Source organism: Cellulomonas chengniuliangii (assembly GCF_024508335.1).
GTDB lineage: Bacteria > Actinomycetota > Actinomycetes > Actinomycetales > Cellulomonadaceae > Cellulomonas_A > Cellulomonas_A chengniuliangii.
Genome location: NZ_CP101988.1, coordinates 2,795,966 through 2,821,749 on the forward strand (window position 1 = coordinate 2,795,966; position 25,784 = coordinate 2,821,749).

24 protein-coding genes are annotated in these 25,784 nt (G+C 73.1%); 20 read left to right on the forward strand and 4 right to left on the reverse strand.

The genetic code is table 11. The features are described from left to right. Positions 1 to 37: 37 nt before the first annotated feature. Both NP064_RS12965 and NP064_RS12970 read left to right on the forward strand, forming a co-directional pair. Complete coding sequence (locus tag NP064_RS12965; RefSeq protein WP_227570456.1) at positions 38 to 685, forward strand: TetR/AcrR family transcriptional regulator; 648 nt, start codon at positions 38 to 40, stop codon at positions 683 to 685. Positions 686 to 737: 52 nt separating this feature from the next. Further along, entirely contained in the window at positions 738 to 962 is a 225-nt protein-coding gene (locus NP064_RS12970) for a DUF3107 domain-containing protein (protein WP_227570455.1), read from the forward strand. 99 nt (positions 963 to 1,061) lie between these two features. On the opposite strand, the gene NP064_RS12975 is transcribed toward NP064_RS12970, so the two are convergent. Continuing rightward, positions 1,062 to 1,739 carry a ferritin-like fold-containing protein gene (locus NP064_RS12975; protein WP_227570454.1) on the reverse strand — a complete coding sequence of 226 codons (678 nt, stop codon included), beginning with the start codon at positions 1,737 to 1,739 and terminating at the stop codon, positions 1,062 to 1,064. A gap of 220 nt (positions 1,740 to 1,959) precedes the next feature. Here NP064_RS12975 and NP064_RS12980 point away from each other — a divergent pair, with 220 nt between their 5' ends. Next, complete coding sequence (locus tag NP064_RS12980; protein ID WP_227570453.1) at positions 1,960 to 3,681, forward strand: DEAD/DEAH box helicase; 1,722 nt, start codon at positions 1,960 to 1,962, stop codon at positions 3,679 to 3,681. Positions 3,682 to 3,781: 100 nt separating this feature from the next. Here the strand turns inward: NP064_RS12980 and NP064_RS12985 are convergent, their stop codons facing one another. Beyond that, positions 3,782 to 4,405: a MarC family protein gene (locus NP064_RS12985; protein ID WP_227570452.1), complete on the reverse strand. Its 624-nt coding sequence runs from the start codon at positions 4,403 to 4,405 to the stop codon at positions 3,782 to 3,784. Further along, complete coding sequence (locus NP064_RS12990) at positions 4,402 to 5,244, reverse strand: PHP domain-containing protein (RefSeq protein WP_227570451.1); 843 nt, start codon at positions 5,242 to 5,244, stop codon at positions 4,402 to 4,404. The genes NP064_RS12985 and NP064_RS12990 overlap by 4 nt, the downstream gene beginning before the upstream one ends. A gap of 75 nt (positions 5,245 to 5,319) precedes the next feature. On the opposite strand from NP064_RS12990, the gene NP064_RS12995 reads away from it, so the two are divergent. Further along, entirely contained in the window at positions 5,320 to 6,867 is a 1,548-nt protein-coding gene (locus NP064_RS12995; protein ID WP_227570450.1) for an aminopeptidase P family protein, read from the forward strand. A 7-nt stretch (positions 6,868 to 6,874) separates the two neighbouring features. On the opposite strand, the gene NP064_RS13000 is transcribed toward NP064_RS12995, so the two are convergent. Next, positions 6,875 to 7,531, reverse strand: a complete 657-nt coding sequence (locus NP064_RS13000) for a YflT domain-containing protein (RefSeq protein WP_227570449.1) — start codon at positions 7,529 to 7,531, stop codon at positions 6,875 to 6,877. Between the two features lie 130 nt (positions 7,532 to 7,661). Between NP064_RS13000 and NP064_RS13005 the strand changes: the two genes are divergently transcribed. The 16 genes from NP064_RS13005 to NP064_RS13080 all read left to right on the forward strand — a co-directional run bounded on the left by NP064_RS13005 (position 7,662) and on the right by NP064_RS13080 (position 25,702). Further along, positions 7,662 to 8,966, forward strand: coding sequence for a magnesium transporter MgtE N-terminal domain-containing protein (locus tag NP064_RS13005; protein ID WP_227570448.1), 1,305 nt, complete (start codon positions 7,662 to 7,664; stop codon positions 8,964 to 8,966). Then, positions 8,959 to 9,534 (forward strand): DUF1003 domain-containing protein, encoded by a 576-nt coding sequence (locus tag NP064_RS13010; protein WP_227570447.1) that lies wholly within the window; start codon positions 8,959 to 8,961, stop codon positions 9,532 to 9,534. The genes NP064_RS13005 and NP064_RS13010 overlap by 8 nt, the downstream gene beginning before the upstream one ends. Before the next feature lie 49 nt (positions 9,535 to 9,583). Further along, the gene (locus tag NP064_RS13015; protein WP_227570446.1) at positions 9,584 to 10,750 is read left to right on the forward strand and encodes an Mrp/NBP35 family ATP-binding protein; all 1,167 of its coding nucleotides are present in this window, start codon (positions 9,584 to 9,586) and stop codon (positions 10,748 to 10,750) included. Positions 10,751 to 10,808: 58 nt separating this feature from the next. Beyond that, positions 10,809 to 11,624 carry a DeoR/GlpR family DNA-binding transcription regulator gene (locus NP064_RS13020; protein ID WP_227570445.1) on the forward strand — a complete coding sequence of 272 codons (816 nt, stop codon included), beginning with the start codon at positions 10,809 to 10,811 and terminating at the stop codon, positions 11,622 to 11,624. Then, a complete protein-coding gene (galT, locus tag NP064_RS13025) occupies positions 11,621 to 12,811 on the forward strand; it encodes a galactose-1-phosphate uridylyltransferase (protein ID WP_227570444.1) in 1,191 nt (396 codons plus the stop codon). Before NP064_RS13020 ends, galT begins: the two co-directional genes overlap by 4 nt. Next, positions 12,808 to 14,043 carry a galactokinase gene (gene galK, locus NP064_RS13030; protein ID WP_227570443.1) on the forward strand — a complete coding sequence of 412 codons (1,236 nt, stop codon included), beginning with the start codon at positions 12,808 to 12,810 and terminating at the stop codon, positions 14,041 to 14,043. The genes galT and galK overlap by 4 nt, the downstream gene beginning before the upstream one ends. A gap of 118 nt (positions 14,044 to 14,161) precedes the next feature. Then, entirely contained in the window at positions 14,162 to 15,187 is a 1,026-nt protein-coding gene (locus tag NP064_RS13035; protein ID WP_227570442.1) for a permuted SH3 domain-containing protein, read from the forward strand. Beyond that, positions 15,184 to 15,981, forward strand: coding sequence for an ABC transporter ATP-binding protein (locus NP064_RS13040; RefSeq protein WP_227570441.1), 798 nt, complete (start codon positions 15,184 to 15,186; stop codon positions 15,979 to 15,981). Before NP064_RS13035 ends, NP064_RS13040 begins: the two co-directional genes overlap by 4 nt. After that, positions 15,978 to 17,192, forward strand: coding sequence for an ABC transporter permease (locus tag NP064_RS13045; protein ID WP_227570440.1), 1,215 nt, complete (start codon positions 15,978 to 15,980; stop codon positions 17,190 to 17,192). Before NP064_RS13040 ends, NP064_RS13045 begins: the two co-directional genes overlap by 4 nt. Positions 17,193 to 17,385: 193 nt before the next feature. Beyond that, positions 17,386 to 18,342 carry a hypothetical protein gene (locus tag NP064_RS13050; protein WP_227570439.1) on the forward strand — a complete coding sequence of 319 codons (957 nt, stop codon included), beginning with the start codon at positions 17,386 to 17,388 and terminating at the stop codon, positions 18,340 to 18,342. A 306-nt stretch (positions 18,343 to 18,648) separates the two neighbouring features. Next, on the forward strand, positions 18,649 to 19,596 hold the full coding sequence (locus NP064_RS13055) for a hypothetical protein (protein WP_227570438.1): 948 nt from the start codon (positions 18,649 to 18,651) through the stop codon (positions 19,594 to 19,596). 214 nt (positions 19,597 to 19,810) lie between these two features. Further along, positions 19,811 to 20,785: a calponin homology domain-containing protein gene (locus tag NP064_RS13060; RefSeq protein WP_227570437.1), complete on the forward strand. Its 975-nt coding sequence runs from the start codon at positions 19,811 to 19,813 to the stop codon at positions 20,783 to 20,785. Between the two features lie 294 nt (positions 20,786 to 21,079). Next, the gene (locus NP064_RS13065) at positions 21,080 to 22,051 is read left to right on the forward strand and encodes a hypothetical protein (RefSeq protein WP_227570436.1); all 972 of its coding nucleotides are present in this window, start codon (positions 21,080 to 21,082) and stop codon (positions 22,049 to 22,051) included. After that, a complete protein-coding gene (locus NP064_RS13070) occupies positions 22,048 to 23,664 on the forward strand; it encodes an efflux RND transporter periplasmic adaptor subunit (protein ID WP_227570435.1) in 1,617 nt (538 codons plus the stop codon). Before NP064_RS13065 ends, NP064_RS13070 begins: the two co-directional genes overlap by 4 nt. Next, positions 23,661 to 24,380: an ABC transporter ATP-binding protein gene (locus tag NP064_RS13075; protein ID WP_227570434.1), complete on the forward strand. Its 720-nt coding sequence runs from the start codon at positions 23,661 to 23,663 to the stop codon at positions 24,378 to 24,380. Before NP064_RS13070 ends, NP064_RS13075 begins: the two co-directional genes overlap by 4 nt. Continuing rightward, positions 24,377 to 25,702 carry an ABC transporter permease gene (locus NP064_RS13080; RefSeq protein ID WP_227570433.1) on the forward strand — a complete coding sequence of 442 codons (1,326 nt, stop codon included), beginning with the start codon at positions 24,377 to 24,379 and terminating at the stop codon, positions 25,700 to 25,702. The genes NP064_RS13075 and NP064_RS13080 overlap by 4 nt, the downstream gene beginning before the upstream one ends. Positions 25,703 to 25,784: the final 82 nt, after the last annotated feature.

The window sequence follows — 25,784 nt, forward strand, 5'->3', positions numbered from 1 at the left end:
GAAGGACGCCACGGCTGGAAAGCCCCGGAATCCCCGGATGCCCCGCGACGCGCGGCGCGCCCAGGTCCTGCGCATCGCCCAGGGCCTGTTCGCGACCGAGGGCTACCACCACGTCTCCATGGACGACATCGCCGACCATGCCGAGGTCAGCAAACCCGTCCTCTACCGGCACTTCCCCTCGAAGCTCGAGCTGTACCTCGCGGTGGTCGACCAGCGCGGCGCCGAGCTGCTCTCCGCGGTTGAGGCCGCGGTCGCGCCCGTCGTGAGCGGGCCGGTGCGCCCTGGCGAGGGCCGCGACGTGGTCTGCGCCATCGTGAGCTCGTACGTCGACTTCGTCGAGATCGCGGGAGAGTCCTCCTCGCTCCTCTTCGAGTCCGACGTGACCCGCGACGCCGGTGTGCGGGAGCACGTGGAGCGGGTCACGTCCGAGGCGGCCCGTCGGATCGCGGAGGTGCTCGTCGACGTCACCGGCCTGCCGGGGCCGAGCGCCGCGATGCTGGCGGCCTCGATGACCGCCATGGCCCAGGTCGCCGCGACCCACCGGTTCCGATCCCCAGACGGCCCCGGGCCCGCCGAGGCGGCCGACCTGGTGGCGCGACTCGCCTGGGGCGGGGTCGCCGGGCTGGTCCGGGACGACTTCGAGTACGACGACCGACCTAGGATGGTGAGCGGTCCCTCTGCCTGACCTGCCAGGGCACATGATCAGGACCGACCAGAGCTGCGAGGAGACGTTGTCAGTGGACATCACGATCGGTGTACAGAACCAGACGCGCGAGCTGGTGCTCGAGTCCGACCAGAGCGCCGACGAGGTCGCCTCGCTCGTCGCGGAGGCGCTCGCCGGCAAGCCGGCGCTCGAGCTCCTCGACTCGCGCGGCCGTCGCCTCATCATCCCGACGTCGTCGATCGGGTACGTGGAGATCGGCTCGGAGGCCAAGGGCCGGGTCGGCTTCGGCACCATCTGAGCCGGGGGCGTCCCACCGAGGACGCTCCCGCAGGACGAGGGACGGGCGCGGAGCCCGCCGGCGGGGCGAACCCGCACGGCGGCGCCGCGCCCGTTCTCGTCAGGCGGTGAGTCCCAGGCGGCCCATCCGCCGGGTGTGCTGGGCCGTGAGCTCGCCGAACAACTTGGCCGGGGCGCCCTCCTGGGCCGCGCCACGGTCGACCAGGCGCACCAGCCCTGGACGGGACACGAGCAGCGCCTGCACCACGCCGAGCGACTCGCCGACGAGCCGCCGTCCCCACAGCGCGAGCCGCGAGACCAGCACGGCGTCGCCCGAGCCGGCGGCGCCCAGCGCGGCCACGGTGAGGTCCCCGCGCTCGGAGTCGCCCAGCACCTCGAGGACCAGGTCGCGGGACTGCTCGTCGAGCCCTGCGGCGGCGATGCGGCAGAAGTCCTCGGCCACGCCGTAGCCGACGTAGTTGGTCAGCAGCCGCTCCCACCAGGAGCCGGGCTGGGTGCGCGCGTCGAAGTCGTCCAGCACGTGCTCGAACTCCGCGACCGCCGAGACCGGGTCGCCGCCCAGCTCGGCGATGCGGCTCAGCACCCGGTCGCGCCGCTCCACGGAGGCGGCCGCGAACCGGCTGAGCTCGAGGCGCTGCTCGAGCGTGGGGGCCTGCGCGGAGTCGGCGGCCAACCGGGTGAACGAGAGCAACTCGAGCTGGGCGACCAGGCCCAGCAGCTCGATCGTGTCCGCGCCGGACTCGACCTGAGGGGTGTCCGTGCGCAGCGTCGGAGTCATCGGAGGATCCTATCTCCGCGCGGAGCGCCGTCCGATAGGATGGCCCCGTACATCGGTTGCCCGGTCGTCTCGACCGCCTCGCGCCGGCAGCGCTCCAAGCGCCCCGCGCGACTGACTTTCACGATCGGCTGCCGGCCATCGCGTGGCGATGCCCGCTCCCGACCCGGCGACGAGCCACGGGAAGCGTGCGGCTTGCCACCCCAGCAGTGAAGAGTCGCATATGACCACCATCGAGCCGGAGATCGCCGGCGCCGCGGCGGCTGACCACAGCCCGTCCAGCGTGCAGGCCACCGACCCGTCCTTCGCGGACTTCGACGTCCGCCCCGAGATCGTCGCGGCCCTCGCGGCGTCCGGGATCACCCACCCCTTCCCGATCCAGGCGATGACGCTGCCGGTCGCGCTGGCGGGCCACGACATCATCGGCCAGGCGAAGACCGGCACCGGCAAGACGCTGGGCTTCGGCGTCCCGCTGCTGCACCGTGTCGTGGCTCCGGGCGAGCCGGGCTACGACGAGCTGCCCGCGCCGGGCAAGCCGCAGGCCCTGGTCGTGGTGCCGACCCGCGAGCTCGCCGTGCAGGTCGCGGGCGACCTGCAGACCGCGTCGTCGCAGCGCTCCGTGCGCATCGTCCAGCTGTACGGCGGCCGGGCCTACGAGCCCCAGGTCGACGCCCTGAGGAACGGCGTCGAGGTGGTCGTCGGCACCCCGGGCCGCATGATCGACCTGCTCAACCAGGGCTACCTCGACCTGTCCCGCGTGCGCTGCGTGGTTCTCGACGAGGCCGACGAGATGCTCGACCTGGGCTTCCTGCCCGACGTCGAGAAGCTCCTGTCGCGGACGCCCGCGTCGCGCCACACGATGCTGTTCTCGGCCACCATGCCGGGCGCTGTCGTCGCGATGGCCCGCCGGTACATGACGCAGCCGACGCACATCCGCGCCAACGACCCGGACGACGGCGGCCAGACCGTCAAGAACATCAAGCAGGTCGTCTACCGCGCGCACGCGCTCGACAAGGTCGAGGTGCTCGCCCGACTGCTCCAGGCCGAGGGCCGCGGCCTGACGATCGTCTTCGCGCGCACCAAGCGGACGGCCGCCAAGGTGGCCGACGACCTGATCGAGCGCGGGTTCGCCGCGGGCGCCATCCACGGCGACCTGGGCCAGGGCGCCCGCGAGCAGGCGCTCCGGGCCTTCCGCAACGGCAAGGTCGACGTGCTTGTCGCGACCGACGTGGCCGCTCGCGGCATCGACGTGGACGACGTGACGCACGTGGTCAACTACCAGTGCCCCGAGGACGAGAAGACGTACCTGCACCGCACCGGCCGCACCGGCCGCGCGGGGCACAAGGGCACCGCGGTGACGTTCGTCGACTGGGACGACGTGCCGCGCTGGGGCCTGATCAACAAGGCGCTCGACCTGGGCATCCCGGAGCCTGTGGAGACGTACTCGAGCTCGCCGCACCTGTACACGGACCTCGGCATCCCCGAGGGCACCAAGGGCCGGCTGCCCCGCTCGGCGCGCACCCGCGCCGGGCTGGACGCCGAGGTGCTCGAGGACCTGGGCGAGACTGGCAAGCGCGTCGGCCGTCCAGCGCGTTCTGACGCGGGCCGTGACCGCGGCGCGGGCCGCGGCGGCTCGGGCCGCGCCGACTCCGGCTCCGGCTCGGAGGGCGAGGGCCGCAGCCGTGGCCCCCGCGCGGACGAGTCCGCCCCGGCCGACGGCGAGGGCCGCAGCCGCCAGCGCCGTCGTCGCGGCGCGTCCGCCGACTCCGGCGCCGACGCCCCCTCGACGCCCGAGGCGCAGGCCCCTGCGGCGGCGCCGGCCGCTGACGCTGCCGCGGGCGGCGCGCCGTCCGAGGGCGGCTCCCGTCGTCCCCGTCGGCGCACTCGTCGCCGCGGGGACAACGCCGGCGCCCCCGCCACGGGATCCGCCACCGCGGACGCGTGATCCCTCGACGAGGGACAAGCGCGCTGAGCGCGTGACATGACGAAGGCGGGCCATCCGTGGATGGCCCGCCTTCGTCGTCCCGCCGCCAGGGCGGCTGGCGTCAGGCGCTGGCGACGAACGCGATGACCGCGTCGGCGACGAGCTGGACGGCGATGGCCGCGAGCAGCAGGCCGGCGATGCGCGAGATGAGGATCGTGCCGGAGTCGCCGAGCACCCGGTGCACCACGTTCGCGAAGCGCATCGCCAGGAAGAGGCAGACGTGCACGGCGAGCAGCGCGAGGGTGATCGACACCCACGACGACGCGTCGCCGTCGCTGCCCTGCACGAACACCATCGTGGCGACGATGGCGCCAGGGCCGGCGAGCAGCGGGGTGCCCAGCGGCACGATGGCCGCGTTGACGCCCTTCGCGCCCGAGGGCTGCGGCTCCTCCATCTTCCCTGTCAGGAGCTCCATCGCCACGAGCAGCAGCAGCAGGCCTCCGGAGGCCTGCAGGGCGGGCAGTGAGATGTGCATGTAAGAGAGCAGCTGCTGCCCGAACACCGCGAACGCCACGATGACGCCGAGGGCCACCAGCACCGCCTGGCGCGCCGACCGGTTGCGCTGGGCGCGGGTCAGCGTGCTGGTCAGCGCCAGGAAGATCGGCACGACGCCGGGCGGGTCCATGATCACGAACAGCGTGATGAAGACCTCGCTGAAGAGGCGGAGGTCGAAGATCTCGCTCACGGGCGCACCACCTCGCTGTCCCCCTGCTCCTCGATGGCGTCCAGCACCGCGGGGTCGGTGAGGTGCTCCCCCAGCTCGTTCAGCTTGCCGGCGCCGTGGTAGTCGCTCGAGCCCGTCACGAGCAGGCCGAGCCGTGCGGCGATCCCGAGCAGGCGCGTGCGCTGCTCGGGCGAGTGGTCGCGATGGCCGATCTCGAGGCCCGCGAGCCCGGCGTCGGCCAACTCGTCGAAGACCTCGTCGGGCACGATGCGCCCGCGGCAGGTCGCGCCGGGGTGCGCGAAGACCGGCACCCCGCCGGCGGCGCGGATCGCCCGCACCGCGTCGACGGCCTCGGGCGCGTGGTGCGGCACGTAGTAGCGGCTCTGCGCGGTCAGCAGGTCCGCGAACGCGGCGTCACGACTGGGGACCACGCCCAGCGCGACCAGCGCGTCGGCGATGTGCGGGCGCCCCACGACGGTGTCCGGCCCGGACTGCGCGACGACGTCCTCCCAGGTGACCGGGTAGTCCTCGGCGAGCAGGCCGACCATCGTCTGGGCGCGGCCGAGCCGCGCGGCGCGGGTCTGCTCGATCTCGGACAGCAGCGCCGGGTGGGCGGGGTCCTGCAGGTAGGACAGCAGGTGCACGCTGGTCCCGTGGGAGCGCGCCGAGACCTCGGTGCCGCGCACCAGGGCCACGCCGTGCTCTCGCGCGGCCAGGGCCGCCTCGTCCCACCCGGCGGTGGTGTCGTGGTCGGTGAGGGCGACGACGTCGAGGCCGGCCCGGCTGGCTGCGGCGACGACGTCGGAGGGTCTCTCCGTCCCGTCGGAGGCCGTGGAATGGGTATGCAGGTCGATGCGCACCGGATAACCCTAGGTGCCCAAGCTCAAGGCTCTGACGCCGACCGTCCTGGGACCTCCGGGTGGGAGGATGGGAGCATGAGCGAGGACGTGACCCCCGAGACCGTGCCGTCGGACGAGCAGCCCTTGGAGAGCCGAGGCCAGAACCGCTCCCAGCGCCCCGCCTCCGCCGCGTTCAAGGAGTTCATGGCCTCGGGGTGGGGCGCCCGGCCCGACCTGTCCACCGAGCCCGGGCCGGCGGCCGAGCACACCGCACGGCGCCGGGCGAGCGTGGCCGCGCAGTTCCCCGGCCAGCGCCTGGTCATCCCGGCGGGGGCCTTCAAGGTGCGGTCGAACGACACCGACTACCGGTTCCGCCCGCACTCGGCGTTCGCGCACCTCACCGGCCTCGGCGTCGAGCAGGAGCCCGACGCGGTGCTCGTCCTGCACCCCGACGGCGAGGCCGACGACACCGGCTCCGGCGCCCCCGGAACGCACCGCGCCGTGCTGTACGTGCGCCCGCCGGCCGGACGGGACAGCGAGGAGTTCTTCTCCGACGCCCGGTACGGGGAGTTCTGGGTCGGGGCCCGGCCCACGTTCGCCGACCTGGAGACGCTCACCGGCATCCGCACCGCGCACCTCGACGACCTGCGGGACGCGCTCGCCAAGGACGTCGGCCCCGACGGCGTGCGGCTGGTCGTGGTGCCCGGGGTCGACGAGGCCGTCGAGGCGGTCGTCGAGGAGATCCGCGCCGCGGAGGACGCCGGCGAGGCCGACGAGCGCCTGGCCGAGGCGCTGTCCGAGCTGCGGCTGGTGAAGGACGCGCACGAGGTCGAGCAGATGCGCGAGGCCGTGGCGACCACGATCGCCGGGTTCGAGAAGATCGTCGCCGAGCTGCCCGCGGCGGTGGCGCACCGGCGCGGCGAGCGGGTGATCGAGGGGACGTTCCTCGGCCACGCCCGGCTCGAGGGGAACTACGTCGGCTACGAGACGATCGCCGCCGCCGGCGACCACGCGACCACGCTGCACTGGACCGACAACGACGGCCGGGTCCGGCCGGGCGAGCTCGTGCTGATCGACGCGGGCGTCGAGGTCGACTCGCTGTACACCGCGGACCTGACCCGCACGCTGCCCGTCGACGGCGTCTACACCGACGTGCAGCGCCGCGTGTACCAGGCCGTGCTCGACGCCGCCGACGCCGCGTTCGCGGTGGCGGTTCCCGGCGCCAAGTTCCGTGACGTGCACGCCGCGGCGATGGAGGTCATCGCGGCGCGGCTCGGCGAGTGGGGCCTGCTGCCGGTCTCGGTCGAGGAGTCCCTGTCCCCCGAGGGCCAGCAGCACCGCCGGTGGATGGTGCACGGCACGAGCCACCACCTGGGCCTCGACGTGCACGACTGCGCCCTGGCCCGCCGCGAGCTCTACCTCGACGCGACGCTCGAGCCGGGCATGGTGTTCACCATCGAGCCCGGGCTGTACTTCAAGAGCGACGACCTGCTGGTGCCCGAGGAGTACCGGGGCATCGGGGTGCGCATCGAGGACGACGTGCTCGTCACCGAGGACGGCAACGAGAACCTCTCCGCCGCGCTGCCGCGCGAGCCCGCCGAGGTGGAGGCCTGGATGGCGCGGCTCCAGGGCCGCCAGGCCTGATCCGCGCTCAGGCGGGAGGCTGGGGCGGCGCCGCCGGCGGCTGGACCGGGGGCGCCGTCGGCGAGCCGCTCGGCTGCTGCGGCGGCTGCGCGCCCGGGGGCGTGGGGTGGCTGGCCGACGGGTCGGACGGCGGGAGCGCCGGGTTGGGCGCCGCGGGTCGCGCCGGCCAGCCGGACTGCACGCCGCCGACCTCGTGCAACAGCGCCCGCGCCCGGTGGGCGTGCTCGGCCAGGCACAGCACCGCGTACTGCGCGGCGACGATCTGCGAGGAGGACGTGAAGTCCCGCTTGCCGCCGGTGAACGCGTAGGTGATCACGGAGAACAGCACGCCGAAGGCCGCGCCGATGAGGATCGCGGCGAGCAGCGGCGGCGTCGAGCCGGAGCCCGAGGAGAACCAGGTCAGCAGCAGCCCCACGAACAGGCCGAACCACATGCCTGAGGCGAGGCCGGCCAGGGCCACGCGGGGGTAGGACAAGCGGCCGGTGACCCGCTCGACCATGCGCAGGTCGGTGCCCACGATGGTCACGTTCTGCACCGGGAACTGCTTGTCGGCCAGGTGGTCCACGGCCCGCTGCGCCTCGAGGTACGTGCCGTAGGACGCCACCAGCTCACCCTTGGGCAGGGTGGGAGCCTGGGGGACGCGAGTCTGACGGGTGAACGACATACCTCGATCCTCCCCCACCGCGCGCGCCCACGCCAGGATCACCGTCGGCGCGGGCCGGCCGCGCCGCGGACACGTCTCGCCCGGGGGGCTGTCGGGGCGCGAGAGGCCGCGCACGTCTATCCTGACCAGCGTGAGCAGCGCAGGGACCCGGGTCTTCGTCGCGCGCCTCGCCGGCACCACCGTCTTCGACCCCCTCGGTGACCAGGTCGGCCGGGTGCGCGATGTCGTCGCGCTGGTCCGGCTCAAGGGCGCCCCGCGCGCGGTGGGCCTCGTCGTGGAGGTGCCCGGCCGCCGCCGGGTCTTCCTCCCGCTCACGCGGGTCACCGCCATCGACCCGGGCCAGGTGATCTCCACCGGCCTGGTGAACATGCGGCGCTTCGAGCAGCGCCCCTCCGAGACCCTCGTCGTCGGCGAGCTGCTGGACCGCACGGTCACGTTCGTCGACGGGTCGGGCACCGGGACCATCGAGGACGTCGCGATGGAGCGCCAGCGCGACGGCGACTGGCGCGTGACGCAGATCTTCGTGCGGCGCTCCGCCCCCGGCAGCGGCCTGCTGCGCCGCCGGGGCGAGACGGTCCTGGTGCCGGTCGACGCCGTGACCGGGCTCTCCGCCGCCGACGTGGCCCAGGGCGCGGCCCTGATGCTCGCCCGCTACGAGGACCTCAAGCCGGCCGACCTCGCCGACGTGCTGCACGACCTGGGCACGACGCGGCGGATGGAGGTCGCCTCCGCGCTGGACAACGAGCGACTGGCCGACGTGCTCGAGGAGCTCCCCGGCGACGACCAGGTCGCCATCCTGTCCGGCCTGGAGCGCACCCGCGCGGCCGACGTGCTCGAGGCGATGCAGCCCGACGACGCCGCGGACCTGCTGGGCGAGCTGCCCGACGCGCAGGCTGCCGAGCTCCTCGAGCTCATGGAGCCCGAGGAGGCCCGCGACGTGCGGCGCCTTCTCGCCTACGAGGAGAACACCGCCGGCGGCATGATGACCACCGAGCCGGTGATCCTCGGGCCGGAGACCCCCGTCGCGGCCGCGCTCGCGCATGTGCGCCGCCAAGACCTGGCGCCCGCGCTGGCCTCGATGGTGTTCGTGGTGCGCCCGCCGCTCGAGACGCCCACCGGCCGGTTCATCGGCGTCGTGCACCTGCAGCGCATGCTGCGCGACCCCCCGCACGAGGCGATCGGCGCGCTGGTCGACACGGACATCGAAGCCGTGTCCGCCGACGCGCCCCTGCTGCACGTCACGCGCCTGCTCGCGACCTACAACCTGCTGGCCCTGCCGGTGGTGGACGCCGAGCGGCGGCTGCTGGGCGCGGTGAGCGTCGACGACGTGCTGGACCACCTGCTGCCGGAGGACTGGCGCGAGACGGACGACGAGCACGTGCCGACACCTGCGGCCCGCACGCGCGTCTCCCGGAACGCGGGGCGACGTGGCTGACCGGCTCGACACCCCGAAGGAGGCGCGTCGCAGCCTCCTGCCCAAGATCCGGCTGGACCAGGACGCCTTCGGCAAGGTCTCCGAGGGCATCGCCCGCTTCATGGGCACGCCGCGGTTCCTGGTGTGGCTGTCGCTGTTCTGCCTCGCGTGGATCGCCTGGAACACCTGGGCGCCCGCGACGGTGCAGTTCGACAAGGCGGCGCTCGGGTTCACCGCGCTGACCCTGATGCTGTCCCTGCAGGCCTCGTACGCGGCGCCGCTGATCCTGCTGGCGCAGAACCGCCAGACGGACCGTGACCGCGTGACCATGGAGCAGGACCGGCAGCGCTCCGAGCGGAACCTCGCCGACACCGAGTTCCTCGCCCGGGAGATGGCGGCGCTGCGCATCGCGCTGAACGACGTCGCCACGCGCGACTTCGTCCGCTCGGAGATGCGCAACCTGCTCGAGGAGCTGGTCGCCGAGCGCGAGGCGGACCGTGAGGCCGAGCGTGATGCGGAGCGTGAGCGGGACGTGGAGCACGACGGCGTGGGCGGGCCGCGCGAACCACGCACGGGCGACGTCTCGTAGCGACCTAGGGCCCATCGGCTTCCGCGCTGGTCCGACCTACCATGGGGGCATGTCGTTCCCCCGTGACCCCGCTGCCCTCGCCGATGCCGTGCGAGCCGCCCTCGCCGGTGTGCTGGACCCGGAGATCCGCCGGCCCATCACCGAGCTCGGGATGGTCCGCTCCGTCGAGGTGACGCCTGGCGCGGCCACCGGCGGCGGCCCCCTGGTCGTCGTGGGCGTCGACCTGACGACGGCGGGCTGCCCGCTCAAGGCGACGCTGACCACCGACGTGACCGCGGCTGCCCGCACCGTCGAGGGCGTGACGGACGTCCGCGTCGACATGGGCGTGATGTCCGCCGAGCAGCGCGCGGAGCTGCGCACCCTGCTGCGCGGCGACTCGGCGGAGCCGGTGATCCCGTTCGCGCAGCCGAACTCGCTGACCAAGGTGTACGCGATCGCCTCGGGCAAGGGCGGCGTGGGCAAGTCCTCCGTGACGGCGAACCTCGCGGTGGCGATGGCCGCCGACGGCCTGCGGGTGGGCGTGGTCGACGCTGACATCTACGGGTTCTCGATCCCCCGCCTGCTGGGCGTCACGCAGCCGCCGACGAAGGTCGACGACATGCTGATGCCGCCGGTGGCCTTCGACGTGAAGGTCGTCTCGATCGGCATGTTCGTGCCCGCGGGGCAGCCGGTGGTGTGGCGCGGCCCGATGCTGCACCGAGCGCTGCAGCAGTTCCTCTCCGACGTGTTCTGGGGCGACCTGGACGTGCTGCTGCTCGACCTGCCGCCCGGCACGGGCGACATCGCCATCTCCGTGGCGCAGCTGCTGCCCACGTCCGAGGTCGTGGTGGTGACGACCCCACAGGTCGCCGCGGCGGAGGTCGCCGAGCGCGCGGGATCGGTGGCCCAGCAGACCCGGCAGAACGTGGTCGGCGTGGTCGAGAACATGTCGTGGCTCGAGCAGCCCGACGGCTCCCGGCTCGAGCTGTTCGGCGCCGGTGGCGGCGCACGCGTGGCGGAGAACCTGTCGCGGATGAACGGCTCCGAGGTCCCGCTGCTGGGCCAGGTGCCGCTCGATGTGGCGCTGCGCGAGGACGGGGACGCCGGCACCCCGGTGGTCCTGGCGCACCCGGACTCCCCCGCGGCGGTGGCGCTGCGCGGTGTGGCGCGGAGCCTGGCGTCGCGCTCGCGCGGTCTCGCGGGCCGCTCGCTGGGGCTCACCCCCGCAGGACGCTGACGGCGCCGAACAGCAATCGATTGTTGGTTGCTGTTCGGAAATGGTGAATACTGTTCGGATGCTGGCCTCCCTTCGCCAGGAGCGCATCCTGGCAGCGGTCCACGCGCACGGCGCCGTGCGCGTGGCCGAGCTCGTCGACGAGCTCGGCGTCTCCGACATGACCGTGCGCCGGGACATCACCGAGCTGGCCCAGGCCGGGCTCGTGCGTCGAGTGCACGGCGGCGCCGTCGCGCTCGACGCCCGCGCCCGGGCCACCGACGAGCCCGGCTTCGAGGCCAAGCAGGGCTGGGCTGCCGCCGAGAAGGCCGCGATCGCCGCACAGGCCGTGCGCCTGATCGAGCCCGGGCAGTCCATCGCCCTGTCCGCGGGCACCACCACCCACCTCCTCGCGCGGGAGATCGCCACCGACCCGGCGCTGCGCCCTCTCACCGTCGTGACCAACTCGCTTCCCGTCGCCGAGGCCCTGCACGGCGCCGGCCCCGGGCTCGACGTGATCCTCACCGGCGGTGCGCGCACCCCCTCGGACGCGCTCGTCGGCCCCGTCGCCGACCACTCGCTGTCCCGCCTGCGCGTGGACACCGCGTTCCTGGGCGTGCACGGAATGGACCCGGACGGGCTGACCACCCCCAACCTGCTCGAGGCGGCGACCGACCGCGCGCTGGTGGGGTGCGCGGCACGGCTCATCGTGCTGGCCGACCACACCAAGTGGGGCGTCGTCGGGCTCGCCCAGATCGTCGCGCTCGACGAGATCGACGTGCTGGTCACCGACGCCGGACTGCCCGAGCCTGCGCGGCGCGCGCTGGCCCAGCACGTCGAACGGCTGCTGCTCGCCCCCTCTCCCCCCGCCACCCCGCCCGCACCTGGAGCGCCATGACCACCGCCCGCGTCCGCCGCACCGCCACCACGCTCGCCGACGGCCGCGACCTCCTGTACTTCGACGACACCGAGCCGTACGTCTCCGGCGGGCGGACCCGCCGCCTCGACGACCCGCGCCCGCTCGCCGACCGGTACGCCGACGTGCCGGGCGAGGACGGCGCCCCGCGCCCGTTCCAGGGACCCGAGATGCGCCTGGACCCGCTCACCGGCGAGTGGGTGCCGATGGCGTCGCACCGCATGAACCGCACCTTCCTGCCCGCCGCGGACTCGTGCCCGCTGTGCCCCGCCCGGCCGGGCGCCGAGTACTCGGACGGCGAGGTGCCGGACACCGACTACGACGTGGTGGTCTTCGAGAACCGGTTCCCCGCCCTCATGCAGGTCCCCGGGACGGGGCTCGACGACGGGTGGGACGTCGACGGCTCCGACCTCTGGCGGGCGCGCCCCGCGGCCGGCCGCTGCGAGGTGGTCTGCTTCAGCGCCGACCACACCAGCAGCCTCGGCGCGGTGGGCCCGCGGCGGATGCGCACCATCATCGAGGCGTGGGCGGACCGCACCCGCGAGCTCTCCGCGCTGCCCGGCATCGAGCAGGTGTTCTGCTTCGAGAACCGTGGCAAGGAGATCGGCGTCACGCTCCCGCACCCGCACGGCCAGGTGTACGCGTTCCCGTTCGTCGCCCCGCGCACGCAGGCGATGCAGCGCCAGGCCGCGGCGCACCAGGCGGCGACCGGCCGCAACCTGCACCGCGACATCCTCGACGGGGAGCGCAAGGCCGGCGTGCGCGTCGTCCTGGAGTCCGAGCACTGGACCGCGTACGTCCCCGCCGCGTCCCGGTGGCCGGTCGAGGTGCACCTGGCGCCGCATCGCGACGTCCTCGACCTGCCCGGGCTGAGCGACGCCGAGCGGGACGACCTGGCAGTCGTCTACCTGGACCTGCTCGGCCGGCTCGACCGGTTCTTCGTGGGGCCCGACGGCTCCGCGATCCCGCTGCCGTACATCTCCGGCTGGCACCAGGCCGTCGTCGGCGAGGGCCGCGAGCTCGGCAGGCTGCACCTGCAGGTCTTCTCGGTGCTGCGCGCGCCCGGGAAGCTCAAGTACCTCGCCGGCGTCGAGTCCGGCGTGGGCGCCTGGATCAGCGACACGACCCCCGAGCGGATCGCCGCCCGCCTGCAGGAGGCAGCCCGATGAGCACGACCCCCACCCAGGTCGACGCCTGGTCGCTGCCCGAGGGCGAGGCGCGCGTGCGACAGCTCTTCGCGGCGCGGTTCGGCGCCGGAGCGGACCCCGGCGCCTGGTCGGCGCCTGGTCGGGTGAACCTCATCGGCGAGCACACCGACTACAACGGCGGCCTGTGCCTCCCGATCGCGCTGCCGCACCGCACCCACATCGCCCTGCGGCCCCGCGAGGACGACCTCATCCGCCTCGCGTCCGCGCAGGAGCCCGGCGCCGTGCGCGAGCTGCGGCTGGCGGACGTGGCGCCCGGGGCCGTCGCGGGGTGGACCGCCTACGTCGCGGGCGTCGCCTGGGCGCTCGCCGAGCGCGGGCTGCCGGTGCGGGGTTTCGACGCCGTCGTGGACTCGTGCGTCCCGTACGGCGCCGGGCTGTCCTCGTCGGCCGCCCTCGAGGCGGCGGTCGCCGTGGCCCTGGACGACGCCTTCGGGCTGGGCCTCGCCGGCTCCCCCCAGGAGCCCGACGACGCGGGACGCACGGTCCTCGCCGCCGCGTGCGTCCGGGCTGAGAACGAGATCGCCGGCGCTCCCACCGGGGGCATGGACCAGTCCGCGTCGCTGCGCGCCCGCGCGGAGCACGCCCTGCTGCTCGACTGCCTGGACTCCTCGGTGCGGCACGTCCCGTTCGACCTCGCCGCCGACGGCCTCGCTCTGCTGGTCGTCGACACCCGCGCCGCGCACTCCCTGGTGGACGGCCAGTACGCCGCCCGACGCGCCACCTGCGAGGCCGCCGCGCGCACCCTCGGGGTCGCGTCGCTGCGCGAGGTCACGCCGGGCGACGGGCTGGCGGCCGCGCTCGCACGCCTCACCGAGGCCTCGGAGGACCCGGACACTGCCGTGCGGCGGGTGCGGCACGTCGTCTCCGAGATCGAGCGTGTCGAGGCGCTCGTGGAACTGCTCGACGCAGGCCGCGCGCAGGAGGCCGGCCCGCTGCTGGACGCCTCGCACGCGTCTCTGCGCGACGACTACGAGGTGTCGTGCGTGGAGCTGGACGTCGCCGTCGAGTCGGCCCGCGCGGCGGGGGCCCTCGGCGCCCGGATGACCGGCGGCGGCTTCGGCGGATCGGCCATCGCGCTCGTCGACGTGGAGCGGGTCGCGCAGGTCGAGCAGGCGGTGGCGCAGGCGTTCGCCGCGCGCGGCTTCGCCCCACCGGCCTTCCTCGTGGCGACGGCGGCTGGACCCGCCACGTGACCTGCGCGGACGCCCCTGGCGTCATCCCTCAGTCTGATTCCCCGGCTCCGTGGGCGGCGCTACCGTCCTGCTGAGACGCCCGGCGCGCCTCATCCGTCGTGACACGAGGAGCCGCACCGTGGGGGTCACCCGCAGGATCATCTTCCCGACCATCCGCCTGATCCTGTGGGCGGTGATCGCGCTCGCCCTGGTGAAGATGGCGTTCTCGGGCGCGGACATGTCCCAGGCCGACGACAGCCTCGTGCCGACGGCCCAGATCGCCGAGATGCACGCCGAGGTGGGCACGGCGACGATCACCAACACCGTCACGGTGCAGGCCTCGGTGGTCGCCGACCCGTCGACGCCGGTCAAGGCCACCATGGCGGGCGCCGTGTCGAAGGTCCTCGCCACCGACGGCCAGCAGGTCGCCGTCGACACGCCGCTCCTCGAGATCCTGCTCGAGACGCCCGTCGAGCCGACGATCACCACGAACCCGGAGACGGGCGAGCAGACCGTCACCGAGCACAAGCCGAAGATCAAGCGCGAGACCGTCAAGGCCGGCGTCGCGGGCACCCTCACGCTCACCGCCCTCAAGGACCAGATCGTGTCGGTCGGCGACGTCGTCGGCTCGATCGCCCCCGGGACGCTGTCCGTCTCGGGCACGCTGACCCCCGAGCAGCAGTACCGCCTGATCGGGGCGCCGACGGAGGCCCAGGTCACCCTCAAGGGCGGCCCGGCCCCGTTCACCTGCGCCGGGCTGCGCATCGGCGCCGCGCCGACGGGCGCCGATGCGCGCCAGACCGGCGACGGCGGCGGGCAGGCGGCCACCACGGGCGCCATCTCCTGCGCCGTGCCGGAGGGCGTCACCGCGTTCCCGGGGCTGGGCGCCGACCTCGAGATCGTCAACGGCACCGCTGCCGACGCCCTGGTCGTGCCCGTCACCGCCGTGCAGGGCTCCGTGCAGGACGGCAACGTGTGGGTCGTGCTGCCCGACGGCGGCTCCGAGAAGCGGGCCGTCACGCTCGGCCTGACCGACGGCGAGCACGTCCAGATCACCGCGGGCCTGGCCGCCGGCGACACCATCCTGGAGTTCGTGCCGGTGGGCGACGTCGTCAACCTGCCGTGCGACCAGCCGGGCGCCGACTACACGACGTGCCAGGCATGAGCCTGCTCGAGCTGACGGACGTCACCCGCTCGGTCGTCCTGCCGGACGAGCGCGTGCTGGAGATCCTGCGCGGCATCACCCTGACGGTCGACGCGGGCGAGCACGTCTCGATCGTCGGCCGCTCCGGCACCGGCAAGTCCACGCTGCTCAACATCCTCGGCCTGCTGGACTCCCCCACCTCGGGGGAGTACCTGCTCGAGGGCGTCTCCGTGGCCCGGCTGTCGCAGCGCAAGCGCGCCTGGCGGCGGGGCGAGGACTTCGGGTTCGTGTTCCAGCAGTTCAACCTCATGCCCGGCCGCACCGCGCTGGAGAACGTCGCGGCGCCCCTGATGTACGCCCGCGGCCGCCAGTTCTGGAAGCGGCGCACGCTCGCCGCGGAGATGCTCGACCGGGTGGGCCTCGGCGACCGGCTCGAGGACATGCCGGAGAAGCTCTCGGGCGGCGAGCAGCAGCGCGTCGCCATCGCGCGGGCCCTGGTCCGCGGCCCGCGGGTGATCCTCGCGGACGAGCCCACCGGAGCCCTCGACGTGGACACCGGCGGAGAGGTCATGGCGCTGCTCGACGAGATCGCCGCGCAGACCGGCGCCGCCCTGATCGCCATCACGCACGACCTGGCCGTCGCGGCCCGCGCGCAACGGCACTACCGCCTGGCCGGCGGGGTCCTCGTGCCGATCGTGCTGAACGCGCCGGGCCGGGTCACCGAGTGGGTGGGCGACGTGCCCACCGACGTGCCCGCCGATCTGCCGGCCGACTCCCCTGCGACCGTCGACGAGCACGGCGCGGTGACGGCGTGACGGGCTTCGTCAGCACCCTGGTCGAGGCGTGGGACGAGCTGCGCGTCCACCGGCTGCGGGTGCTGCTCGCGCTGATCGGGGTGGCCGTCGCCGTCACCGCGATCACGGGCATCACCGCCGCCGTGCAGATGATGAGCCAGGCGTTCCGGGAGCAGTCCGAGCGGCACAACGGCCGGGACGTGACGCTCACCGCCGACGTCTACCCGGCGTGGTCGGGCGAGATGGGCACGACGCCCCCCACCCCGGACCCGGCGCAGATCGACGCGGCGTACACGCGGATCACCGAGCAGTACGCCATCGAGTACTGGTCGCGCACGTCCTGGACGCAGGCGCCGTTCCGCTTCCCCACCGGCGCCCAGATGGTCGAGGTCCGGGTGGTCGACCCGGACTACGGGGTGATCAACCGGTTCCAGCCCACCGACGGCCGCTGGTTCTTCGAGACCGACGTGGACCGCCTGGCCCCCTCCGTGGTGGTCAACGAGGCGTTCTGGAAAGCCCTGGGCGAGCCCTCGCTCGACACCCATCCCACAGTCGTCCTCGGCGGCGCGACCCCGGTGCGCGCCGAGGTGATCGGCGTGTACCCGAACAGCTGGCGAGAAGAGCCGCCAGCCGCCTATGGCCTGACCTCCCACATGACTCGCTGGGCCACACCCACCGACACATACGGGAACGCCCCCTCGCTGCGGATGTGGGTCCCCCCGGAGATGTCCGACGAGCTGCAGCCGCTCATCACGCGCGACCTCTCGGCCCTGATGCCGGGATACGAGGTGAGCGTCTACCCGAACGAGTTCGACAACAGCCTCGACAGCGCCGCCACGTGGATCATCTTGGGCGTGGGCGGGTTCGCGCTGCTGCTCGGCGGGCTCGGCCTGGTGAACATCGCGCTGGTGACCGTTCGCCACCGGATCCGGGAGATCGGCATCCGACGCAGCTTCGGCGCGACGTCGGGCCGGGTGTTCTTCGGGGTGCTGATGGAGTCGGTGGTCGCGACGTTCGTGGCCGGGCTGGTGGGGGTCGTGATCGCCGTCGCGGTGGTCAAGAACATCCCCGTCGAGCGGGTGTTCGGCGGCGGGATCGAGGACATGCCCCCGTTCCCGCTCTCGGCGGCCGCCATCGGCATGGCCTGCGCCACCGGTGTCGGCGCGCTCGCGGGGCTGATCCCGGCGACCGTGGCGGTCCGCGTCAAGGTCATCGACGCCATCCGCTACTGAGCGGCATCGTCCCGGGGCGCCACCCCGGTCCCCCCACGGGCCCATGTCCCTGCCGGGAACGCCCACCGGGCGGCTGACTCGGCGACGGGCGCCGCCTGGAACCGTTGAGCACCAGGGCATTCCGGGCGGGGCGCACCACGGTGCGCCCCGCCCGGGCCCTGCCAAGGACACGCTCACACGGAAGGCGCCACCCATGAGGACGACCGCCCTGACAGCCGCCGCCGCCGGCTGCGCCCTGCTCCTGCTCGGCGCCTGCAGCAGCAGCAGCGACGAGCCCGACGCGGGCGCCAGCGCGTCCGGCAGCCCGATCGAGGCGTACCTGCAGCCGCTCCAGGCCAAGCTCGACGGCGTCGACCGGGCCGCGTTGGCCAGGAAGTCCGAGGAGGCCATCGCCAACTGCATGCACGACGCCGGTTTCGACTACACGCCGGGCCAGGTCTCCGAGGACGACCTGGAGGTCGAGGACGAGCAGGGCGAGCCGGGCACCGTGGAGTTCGCCACCGTGCACGGCTACGGCGTCTGGGGCTACACGGACGGCCGCGGGGACGAGCCCGAGGACGAGCAGGTGGACCCGAATGCGGAGTACGTCGCGTCGATGACAGAGACCGAGAGCACCGCGTACTACGAGGCGTTCTGGGGGCCGACGCCCGACCCTGACGCCGAGGGCCCGTCCGACTGGTCCCAGATGGGCTGCGTCGGGAAGGCCGCCCACGAGGCCTACGGCGAGGACCTCGCCTTCCTGGAGGACCCCGCCCTCATCGAGGTGGACGAGGAGCTCAGGCGGATCGCGGAACGCGCGACGACGGCCGCCGACGTGGTCGCGGTGGAGGCCGCGTGGTCCGAGTGCATGAACGAGGAGGGGTACGACTTCGCGACCGTCGCGGAGGCCAAGGAGAGCATCTCCGACGCGTTCGAAGCCCTCTACGCCGACGCCGAGGCCGCTGACCCCGACGGCCGCCCCGACCAGGCCGCCCTCACCCAGCTCGGCGACCGCGACAAGGCCACCGCCGTGGCCGACGCGACGTGCCAGCAGTCCTCCGGCTACCGCGAGAAGCTCGTCAAGGCCCGGAACGCGCTCGAGCAGGAGTACGTCGACGCGCACAAGGCCGAGCTCGACGCGCTGCTGAGCTCGGCGGGCATCGAGAGGTGACGCGCCGGGCGTCGGGGAGCCCGCTCGTGTGACGTGACGACCGGGGCCGACGGGCCGCGGCCGGGATGGCAGGCATGTGCGCCTGCGTCCCGGCCGCGGCGCGTCTCGGCCCCGGTCGTTCGTCATAGCGGCGCGGTGACGAGCGGGGTGACGACGGCGCGGTGGGCCGCGTTCGACCAGGCCCAGCGCGCACCGTCACGAGATCTCAGTCCGCTATACACCAGGTGTATACACACTGTGTATAGTTCGACGTGTCAGCCCGATCTCCTCCCCTTCGCTCCCCCCGTCCCGCAGGAAGGCACACTCATGAGGACCATCCCGATCACCGCTGCCGCGAGCTGCGCACTGCTGCTGCTGATCAGCGCATGCGCCAGCGGCGGAGACGCCGAGCCCGGCAAGGGCGGCAAGGCCGACGCACCGCTCACGGCCTACATGGACGCGCTCTACGACATCGACTACCAGAAGGTCCACACCGAGGAGGAGAACCTCATCGCCTCCTGCATGCAGGAAGCCGGGTTCGAGTACATCCCCCGGGAGATCTCGAGCGCCGACTACGGCGACGACGACGAGACGTTCGAGTTCACTGAGGACTACGCCGCGAGGGAGGGGTACGGGTACTCGAGCCCCGAGCCCGAGAGCGACGATGCCGAGCCGGTGGACCCGAATGCCGACTACCTCGCGGCCATGTCCGAGAGCGAACGGGCCGCCTACGAGCTGGCGCTCTGGGGCGAGCAGGACGAGCCCATCGACGACGAGGCCGAGTACGAGTGGGACTGGACGAAGGCGGGCTGCTCCGGCAAGGCCAGCAACGAGGCGTGGGCCGCCAGCCCGATGGCCGCCTTCGAGGACCCGGCCTACGCCGACCTCAACGAGCAGATCTCCCGGCTGTACGACGAGGCGTACGCCGACCCGAAGATCGCCGCGGTCGACGCCACGTGGTCGGCCTGCATGAACGAGGCGGGCTACGACTTCGCGCAGGTCCTGGACGCGAACAACAGCTTCGCCGACCAGTACTCGGCGCTCTGGCAGGCGGCCGACCCGGAGGCGGGCACGGACAAGGCCGCCGAGGCGGCCCTGCGCGAGCGGGAGGTGGCCACGGCCGTCGCCGACGCGAGGTGCCAGAAGGAGGCCGGGTACGACGAGACCCTCATGGAGGTCGTGATCGCCTACGAGAAGGAGTTCGTCGACCAGCACAAGGCCGAGCTCGACGCCTGGGTCAGCCAGTACGCCACGGCGCCGAAGGCGTCCAAGTGACCGGCACGGCCCCGACGCCCAGCCGTGACGTCCCACCGTGGCCAATCGTTGTGCGCCTGAGTGGCCACGTTCCTGAACAGCCAAGTCATCCGCGAGGTTGACCCACGACCGCCCCCTGCTGCCTAGGTTCGTCGGAGATCACCACCGGCAATCCGACACGCGCGCGCCCGCTCCATCGCCGCCCGCGACCCACGTTCCGCAGGAAGGCACACCCATGAGGTCCATCCCGTTCACCGTCGCCGCCGCTGTCGGCGCACTTCTCCTGCTCAGCGCCTGCAGCGACAGCGGCGGCGGCGGCACCAGCAGCAGCAGCAGCAGCAGCAGCGGCGGCAGCAGCAGCGGCGACGACGCCGGGAAGGACTCCGCGGCGAAGGAGAGTCCGCTTCACGCGTACATGAAGTCGATCCAATACGACGGCGGCGATTCCGCGAAGAACCACAAGGAGGTGGAGAACATCATCGCCTCCTGCATGAAGGAGGCAGGGTTCGAGTACACGCCCAAGGACCTCCCGAGCCAACCGGCCTCGTTGGACGACTGGGAGGAGATGGACCCTGTGGAGCGGGCCGAGAAGTACGGCTACGGCTGGGCGGGCAGCCCGGAGTCGGAGATCGACCCGGAGGAGTTCGTCAGCCCGGACGCCGACTACCTCGCGGCCATGTCCGATAGCGAGGCGGCCGCCTACAGCGTGGCCTTGTTTGGCGATCAGCAAGACGTAGACACCTCCGAGTTGGACTGGACGAAGGGCGGCTGCTACGCCAAGGCGAACCACGAGGTGCACAGCAATCGCAACGCCGCCTATGAGGACCCCGCCTATGAGGACCTCCAGGAGGAGATCAGGCGGATGTTCGAGAAGGTCCCGGACGACCCGAGGCTCGCGGAGATCAACGCCGAGTGGTCCGCGTGCATGAACGAAGGGGGCTTCGACTTCGCGAGAGTCAACGAGGCCTACGAGAGCATCGCCGAGGGCTACGCCACGCTCCCGGAGACGGCTGACGAGACCGCCTGGGCTGACCTGCGCGATAAGGAGGTGGCCACGGCGATCGCCGACGCGAAGTGCCAGGAGAAGGTCGGCTACCCCGAGAAGCTCCAGGAGGTGCAGTTCGCCCTCGAGCAGGAGTTCATCGACACCCACAAGGCCGAGCTCGACGCCTGGATCGAGCAGTACGCGACTGACGAGGCGGCCAAGTGAGGCGCGCGATCAGGCCACACATGCTGCTGACCACCCGCCAGCTGGAGGTCGGCTAAACGCCCACCCTGGCCGAGGTCGCCCTCGGCCAGGAGCAGGTGTTCATGGCCGCGGCGTCCGACCGCCAACCGTTGTCCGCCTGAGGGGCCATATGCCCCACCAGCCAAGTCATCCGCAGGGCTGACCCGCGACAGACCCCCCGTTGCTAGGTTCGTCGGGGATCAAAACCGACAATCTGACCCGCGCGCGCCTGCTCGACCGCCGCACGCGCCCACTGTTCCGCAGGAAGGCACACCCATGAGGTCCGTCCCGTTCACCGCCGCCGCCGCCGCTGCTGGCGCACTGCTCCTGCTCAGCGCCTGCGGCGGCGGCAGCGGCTCCGACGCCGGGAAGGACTCCTCGGCGAAGGAGGGCCCGCTCGAGGCGTACATCAAGCCGGTCACGAGCGTCTACGACGACATCGACTACGAGAAGATCCAGGTGGAGCAGGAGAACATCATCGCCGCCTGCATGCAGGAGGCAGGGTTCGAGTACACGCCGCAGGAGTCCCAGAGCGTCTCGAGCCCGTGGGACGACGAGGACATCGAGTGGGGCACCGAGGAGTTCGCCCAGAAGTACGGCTACGGCTACTCGGGCGGCTCGGAGTCGGAGGACGGCGAGGACGAGTGGGTCGACCCGAACGCGGACTACCTCGCGACCATGTCCGAGAGCGAGCGGGCCGCCTACGAGGCGGCGCTGTGGGGCGGCCCCCAGGACGAGCCTGTCGACGAGGACGCCGAGGTCGAGTGGGACTGGACGAAGGCGGGCTGCTACGGCAAGGCGAGCAACGAGACGTACGGCGACGCCTTCTCCGCCTATGAGGACCCGGCCTTCGTCGACCTCCAGGACGAGATGGGGCGGCTGTACGAGAAGGTCCAGGCCGACCCGAAGCTCACGGCGCTCGACTCCGAGTGGTCCGCGTGCATGAACGACGCGGGGTTCGACTTCGCGAAGGTCAGCGAGGCCTCCGAGAGCATCTCCGAGGCCTACAACGCGCTCTGGGAGGCGGCTGACCCGGACACCGGCGGCATCGACAAGACCGCCGAGGCCGACCTGCGCGAGAAGGAGATGGCCACGGCGATCGCCGACGCGAAGTGCCAGACGAAGGTCGGCTACCAGAAGAAGTCCCGGGAGGTGCAGTTCGCCCTCGAGCAGGAGTTCGTCGACAACCACAAGGCCGAGCTCGACGCCTGGATCGAGCAGTACGCCACAGAGAAGGCGGCCAAGTGAAGCGCGCGATCCCGCAGGGCAACCGCACCATCCTCGTGATGGCCGGCGTCGCGGTGGCGAGCCTCGTCGCCGGGCTCGGCCTCAGCCAGCTCATCACCTCCCCGGCCAAGGCCGAGGCGGACGCCGCTCCGCCGGTCGCCGGCGCCGTCACCGTCCCGGTCGAGAGCCGGGTCATCTCCAACGAGCTGACCCTGCGGGGCGACCCGCGATACGACGACCCCGCCCAGATCCGCATCGAGACCGCCGACCTCGGGGGCCCGGCGGTCGTGACAGGCCAGGTGCCCGCGGTGGGCTCGACCGTCGACGCCGCCAGCGTGGCCCTCGAGGTCGCCGGGCGCCCGGTGATCGTGCTGCCCGGATCGCTGCCCACCTACCGCAGCCTCCAGTCCGGGGTGTCGGGCCCTGACGTCCTCCAGCTCAAGGCCGCGCTCGGGGCGCTCGGCATCAACGCTGGCAAGCCGGACTCCGACGTGTACGACGCGGCGACGGCGGCCGGTGTGGTGGAGCTGTACCGGAAGGTCGGCTACCAGCCCCCGACGCCCAGCAAGGAGCTCAAGGAAACGCTCAAGATGGCGCAGGACTCGGTGCGCACCGCTGAGAGCGCGCTCACCACCGCCCAGCTCGCGCTGACCAAGGCCTCCTCGGGCGCCACCCAGGTGGAACGCCTGCAGGCCGACAACGAGGTGCGGGCCGCGCAGCGGGCACTCGCCTTGGCCGAGGCGGGGACCCCATCCGCTGACCCCGAGCAGGAGGGCGGCCCTGTCGACATCGAGGGGCTGCGCGAGGCACTGGCCGTGGCCGAGGCGAAGCGCGCGGAGGTGCTGGCAGGCTCCGGGAGCGCCGCGGAGACGGCGCAGGTCGCCGCCGCGCAGCGGGAGCTGACGGACGCGAGGACCATGCTCGCCGAGGCGAAGGACGCGACGCTCACCGCGCTCCCCGCCAGCGAGGTGGTCTTCCTCAGCTCGCTGCCCCGGCGCGTCGACAGCGTCGACGTCAAGCTGGGCTCGATCATCAGCGGCCCGGCCATGACCGTCTCCGGCGCCACGCTCGAGATCCTGGCCTCGGCGTCGGCCGATGACGCCGCGCTGCTGGCCGTCGGGGCCACCGGGACGGTGGCGGTGCTCGGTCAGGACGTGCAGGTCACCGTCGCCGCGATCGAGGCGCCCGGCGCCACCAGCACGGAGGAGACGCCGGCGGAGGGTGAGGGGACGGAGGGATCGGACGGGTCCGCGGCAGCGGGCTCCGGAGCCTCGGGCGACCAGAAGGGGCGGCACAAGATCCGCCTCCAGCTCGGCCAGCTCACGGACGAGCAGCTCACCACCCTTCAGGGCGGCCAGAACGTGCGGGTCAAGATGCCGGTGAGCTCCACCGGCGGCGAGGTCCTCGCCGTGCCGCTGGCCGCGCTCACGGCAGGACCGGGCGGTGAGTCCCGCATCGAGCGGCAGGGCGCCAAGGGCGCCACCGAGCTGGTGACCGTGGAGACCGGGCTGGCCGCCAGCGGGTACGTGCAGATCCTGTCGTCGCAGGAGCCCATTGCCGCCGGCGACCTGGTCGTGGTGGGCAAGCGCGGCGGCGAGGACGCGTCCGACGGCGCGACGGAGGCCGCGGGATGAGCATCCTCGACGTCCTCCTGGACGAGCCGTCGACCGATCCGGCCCCCGCCGTGATCGAGTTCGCAGCGCTCACCCGCTCGTTCCCCGGGGAGCCGCCGGTCACCGCACTGCACTCGGCGGACCTGCGCATCGAATCGGGCGACTACCTGTCGATCATCGGGCCCTCGGGCTCGGGCAAGTCGACACTGCTGCACATCCTGGGCCTGCTCGACCGGCCCACCTCCGGGGAGTACCTGCTCAACGGCAGTCCGACCGGCACCGCCTCCGAGGCGGACCGCTCACGGCTGCGGGGCGGCTGCATCGGGTTCGTGTTCCAGTCCTTCCACCTGCTCCCCCATCGCACGGTGCTCGACAACGTGCTGCTCGCCACCCTGTACTCCGGGGTGCCACGGGCGGAGCGCCGGGAGCGCGCGCTCGCGGCGCTGCACCGGGTCCACCTCGACCACCGGATCGAGTTCCTGCCCACGGTGCTCTCAGGCGGCGAGCGGCAGCGCGTGGCGATCGCGCGGGCCATCGTCGCGGAGCCGCAGGTGCTGCTGGCCGACGAGCCGACGGGCAACCTCGACTCGGTGAACTCGGCGGGGGTGCTCGACCTGTTCGACGAGCTGCACGGCGACGGCCTCACACTCGTGGTGATCACGCACGACTCGCAGGTGTCCGCCCGGGCGCAGCGGCGCGTGCGGATCTCCGACGGCCGACTGACCGAGCTCGCATGAGGCGGCTCCTGACCCGGGCCCGCCCGGCCACCGACGCCATCGACGCGGACGAGCGCGAGCCCGCCGACGTCCAGACCGCGTCCGCCGTCGCCCCGCGACCGCCTCGCGGCGACAGGTTCGGCGCCCGCGACCTGGTCGCCGAGGCCACGTTCGGCATCGGCGCCCGGCCTGGGCGCCTCATCCTGACGATCATGGGCACGGTGCTCGGCATCGCGTCGGTGGTCGTCACCGTCGGGCTCGCCAACACGGCCGCCGGCCAGATCAACAAGCAGTTCGACGCCGTCGCCGCGACCCAGGTGGTCGTCGAGCCCGCGAAGTCGTCCAGCGGCGGCCAGGAGCGCGCCCGGGGACGGCTCCCCTGGGACGCGGCCGACCGCGTGAGCCGGCTCGCCGGCGTGGAGTCGGCGGGGACCCTGGCGGACGTCGACATCAAGGGCGCCAAGGTCACGTCGGTGCCGGTCAACGACCCGTCGCAGGCCTCACGGACGTCGACGCCGGTGCTCGCCGCGTCGGAGGGCCTGCTGGAGACTCTGCGGGGCTTCGTCGTCACCGGCCGCAACTTCGACTCCGGCCACGACGGGCGCGGCGACCGCGTGGTCGTGCTGGGCGCGCAGGCGGCTGAGGCCCTCGGGGTGAACCGCATCGACAGTCAGCCGTCGATCTTCATCGGCGAAGACTCGTACACCGTCATCGGCATCATCGACGGGGTGAAGCGCAAGACCGAGGTGCTCGAGGCGGTGATCCTTCCCATGGGCACCGCGCAAGCCGACTTCGGCCTCGCGGCGCCCGCCGAGCTGCAGGTGCGCATCGCGCCGGGAGCCGGCGAGGTCGTCGCCGCGCAGGCGCCGACCGCGCTCGACCCGAACTCCCCTGACGGCTTCAGCGTCAAGGCGCCGCCGGCACGCTCGTCGGTGCAGGAGAACGTCCAGGGCGACATCAACCTCATCTTCGTGGCCCTGGGCGCCGTGGCGCTGCTCATCGGCGGGGTGGGGATCGCTAACGTCACGCTCCTGTCCGTCATGGAGCGGGTCGGCGAGATCGGGCTGCGGCGCGCGCTGGGCGCCACCCGGCGCGACATCGCCGCCCAATTCATGGTCGAGTCGGGGATCGTCGGGCTCGTCGGCGGGCTGATCGGCGCGTCGCTGGGGGTGTGCGTCGTGGTGCTCGTCTCGGCCCTGCGGTCCTGGGTGCCGATCCTCGACCTGCGCGTGGTGGCGGTCGCGGCCGTCGCCGGCGGGTTCATCGGGCTGGCGGCCGGGGTCTACCCGGCGCTCAAGGCGGCGGCCATCGAGCCGATCACGGCGCTGCGCCGCGGGGTCTGACGGGCGGCGCGTCCAGCCGCCCAGCCGCCAGGGCCGGAGCCATCGCGGGTGGGCCGACGACTGTCGTCGGCCCACCCTTCGC

Coding starts and splice junctions, on each gene's coding strand:
- NP064_RS12965 (WP_227570456.1), top strand. CDS start 38: ATGCCCCGCGACGCGCGGCGCGCCCAGGTCCTGCGCATCGCCCAGGGC.
- NP064_RS12975 (WP_227570454.1), bottom strand. CDS start 1,739: ATGACTCCGACGCTGCGCACGGACACCCCTCAGGTCGAGTCCGGCGCG.
- NP064_RS12980 (WP_227570453.1), top strand. CDS start 1,960: ATGACCACCATCGAGCCGGAGATCGCCGGCGCCGCGGCGGCTGACCAC.
- NP064_RS12995 (WP_227570450.1), top strand. CDS start 5,320: ATGAGCGAGGACGTGACCCCCGAGACCGTGCCGTCGGACGAGCAGCCC.
- NP064_RS13000 (WP_227570449.1), bottom strand. CDS start 7,531: ATGTCGTTCACCCGTCAGACTCGCGTCCCCCAGGCTCCCACCCTGCCC.
- NP064_RS13015 (WP_227570446.1), top strand. CDS start 9,584: ATGTCGTTCCCCCGTGACCCCGCTGCCCTCGCCGATGCCGTGCGAGCC.
- NP064_RS13020 (WP_227570445.1), top strand. CDS start 10,809: ATGCTGGCCTCCCTTCGCCAGGAGCGCATCCTGGCAGCGGTCCACGCG.
- galT (WP_227570444.1), top strand. CDS start 11,621: ATGACCACCGCCCGCGTCCGCCGCACCGCCACCACGCTCGCCGACGGC.
- galK (WP_227570443.1), top strand. CDS start 12,808: ATGAGCACGACCCCCACCCAGGTCGACGCCTGGTCGCTGCCCGAGGGC.
- NP064_RS13040 (WP_227570441.1), top strand. CDS start 15,184: ATGAGCCTGCTCGAGCTGACGGACGTCACCCGCTCGGTCGTCCTGCCG.
- NP064_RS13050 (WP_227570439.1), top strand. CDS start 17,386: ATGAGGACGACCGCCCTGACAGCCGCCGCCGCCGGCTGCGCCCTGCTC.
- NP064_RS13055 (WP_227570438.1), top strand. CDS start 18,649: ATGAGGACCATCCCGATCACCGCTGCCGCGAGCTGCGCACTGCTGCTG.
- NP064_RS13060 (WP_227570437.1), top strand. CDS start 19,811: ATGAGGTCCATCCCGTTCACCGTCGCCGCCGCTGTCGGCGCACTTCTC.
- NP064_RS13065 (WP_227570436.1), top strand. CDS start 21,080: ATGAGGTCCGTCCCGTTCACCGCCGCCGCCGCCGCTGCTGGCGCACTG.
- NP064_RS13075 (WP_227570434.1), top strand. CDS start 23,661: ATGAGCATCCTCGACGTCCTCCTGGACGAGCCGTCGACCGATCCGGCC.
- NP064_RS13080 (WP_227570433.1), top strand. CDS start 24,377: ATGAGGCGGCTCCTGACCCGGGCCCGCCCGGCCACCGACGCCATCGAC.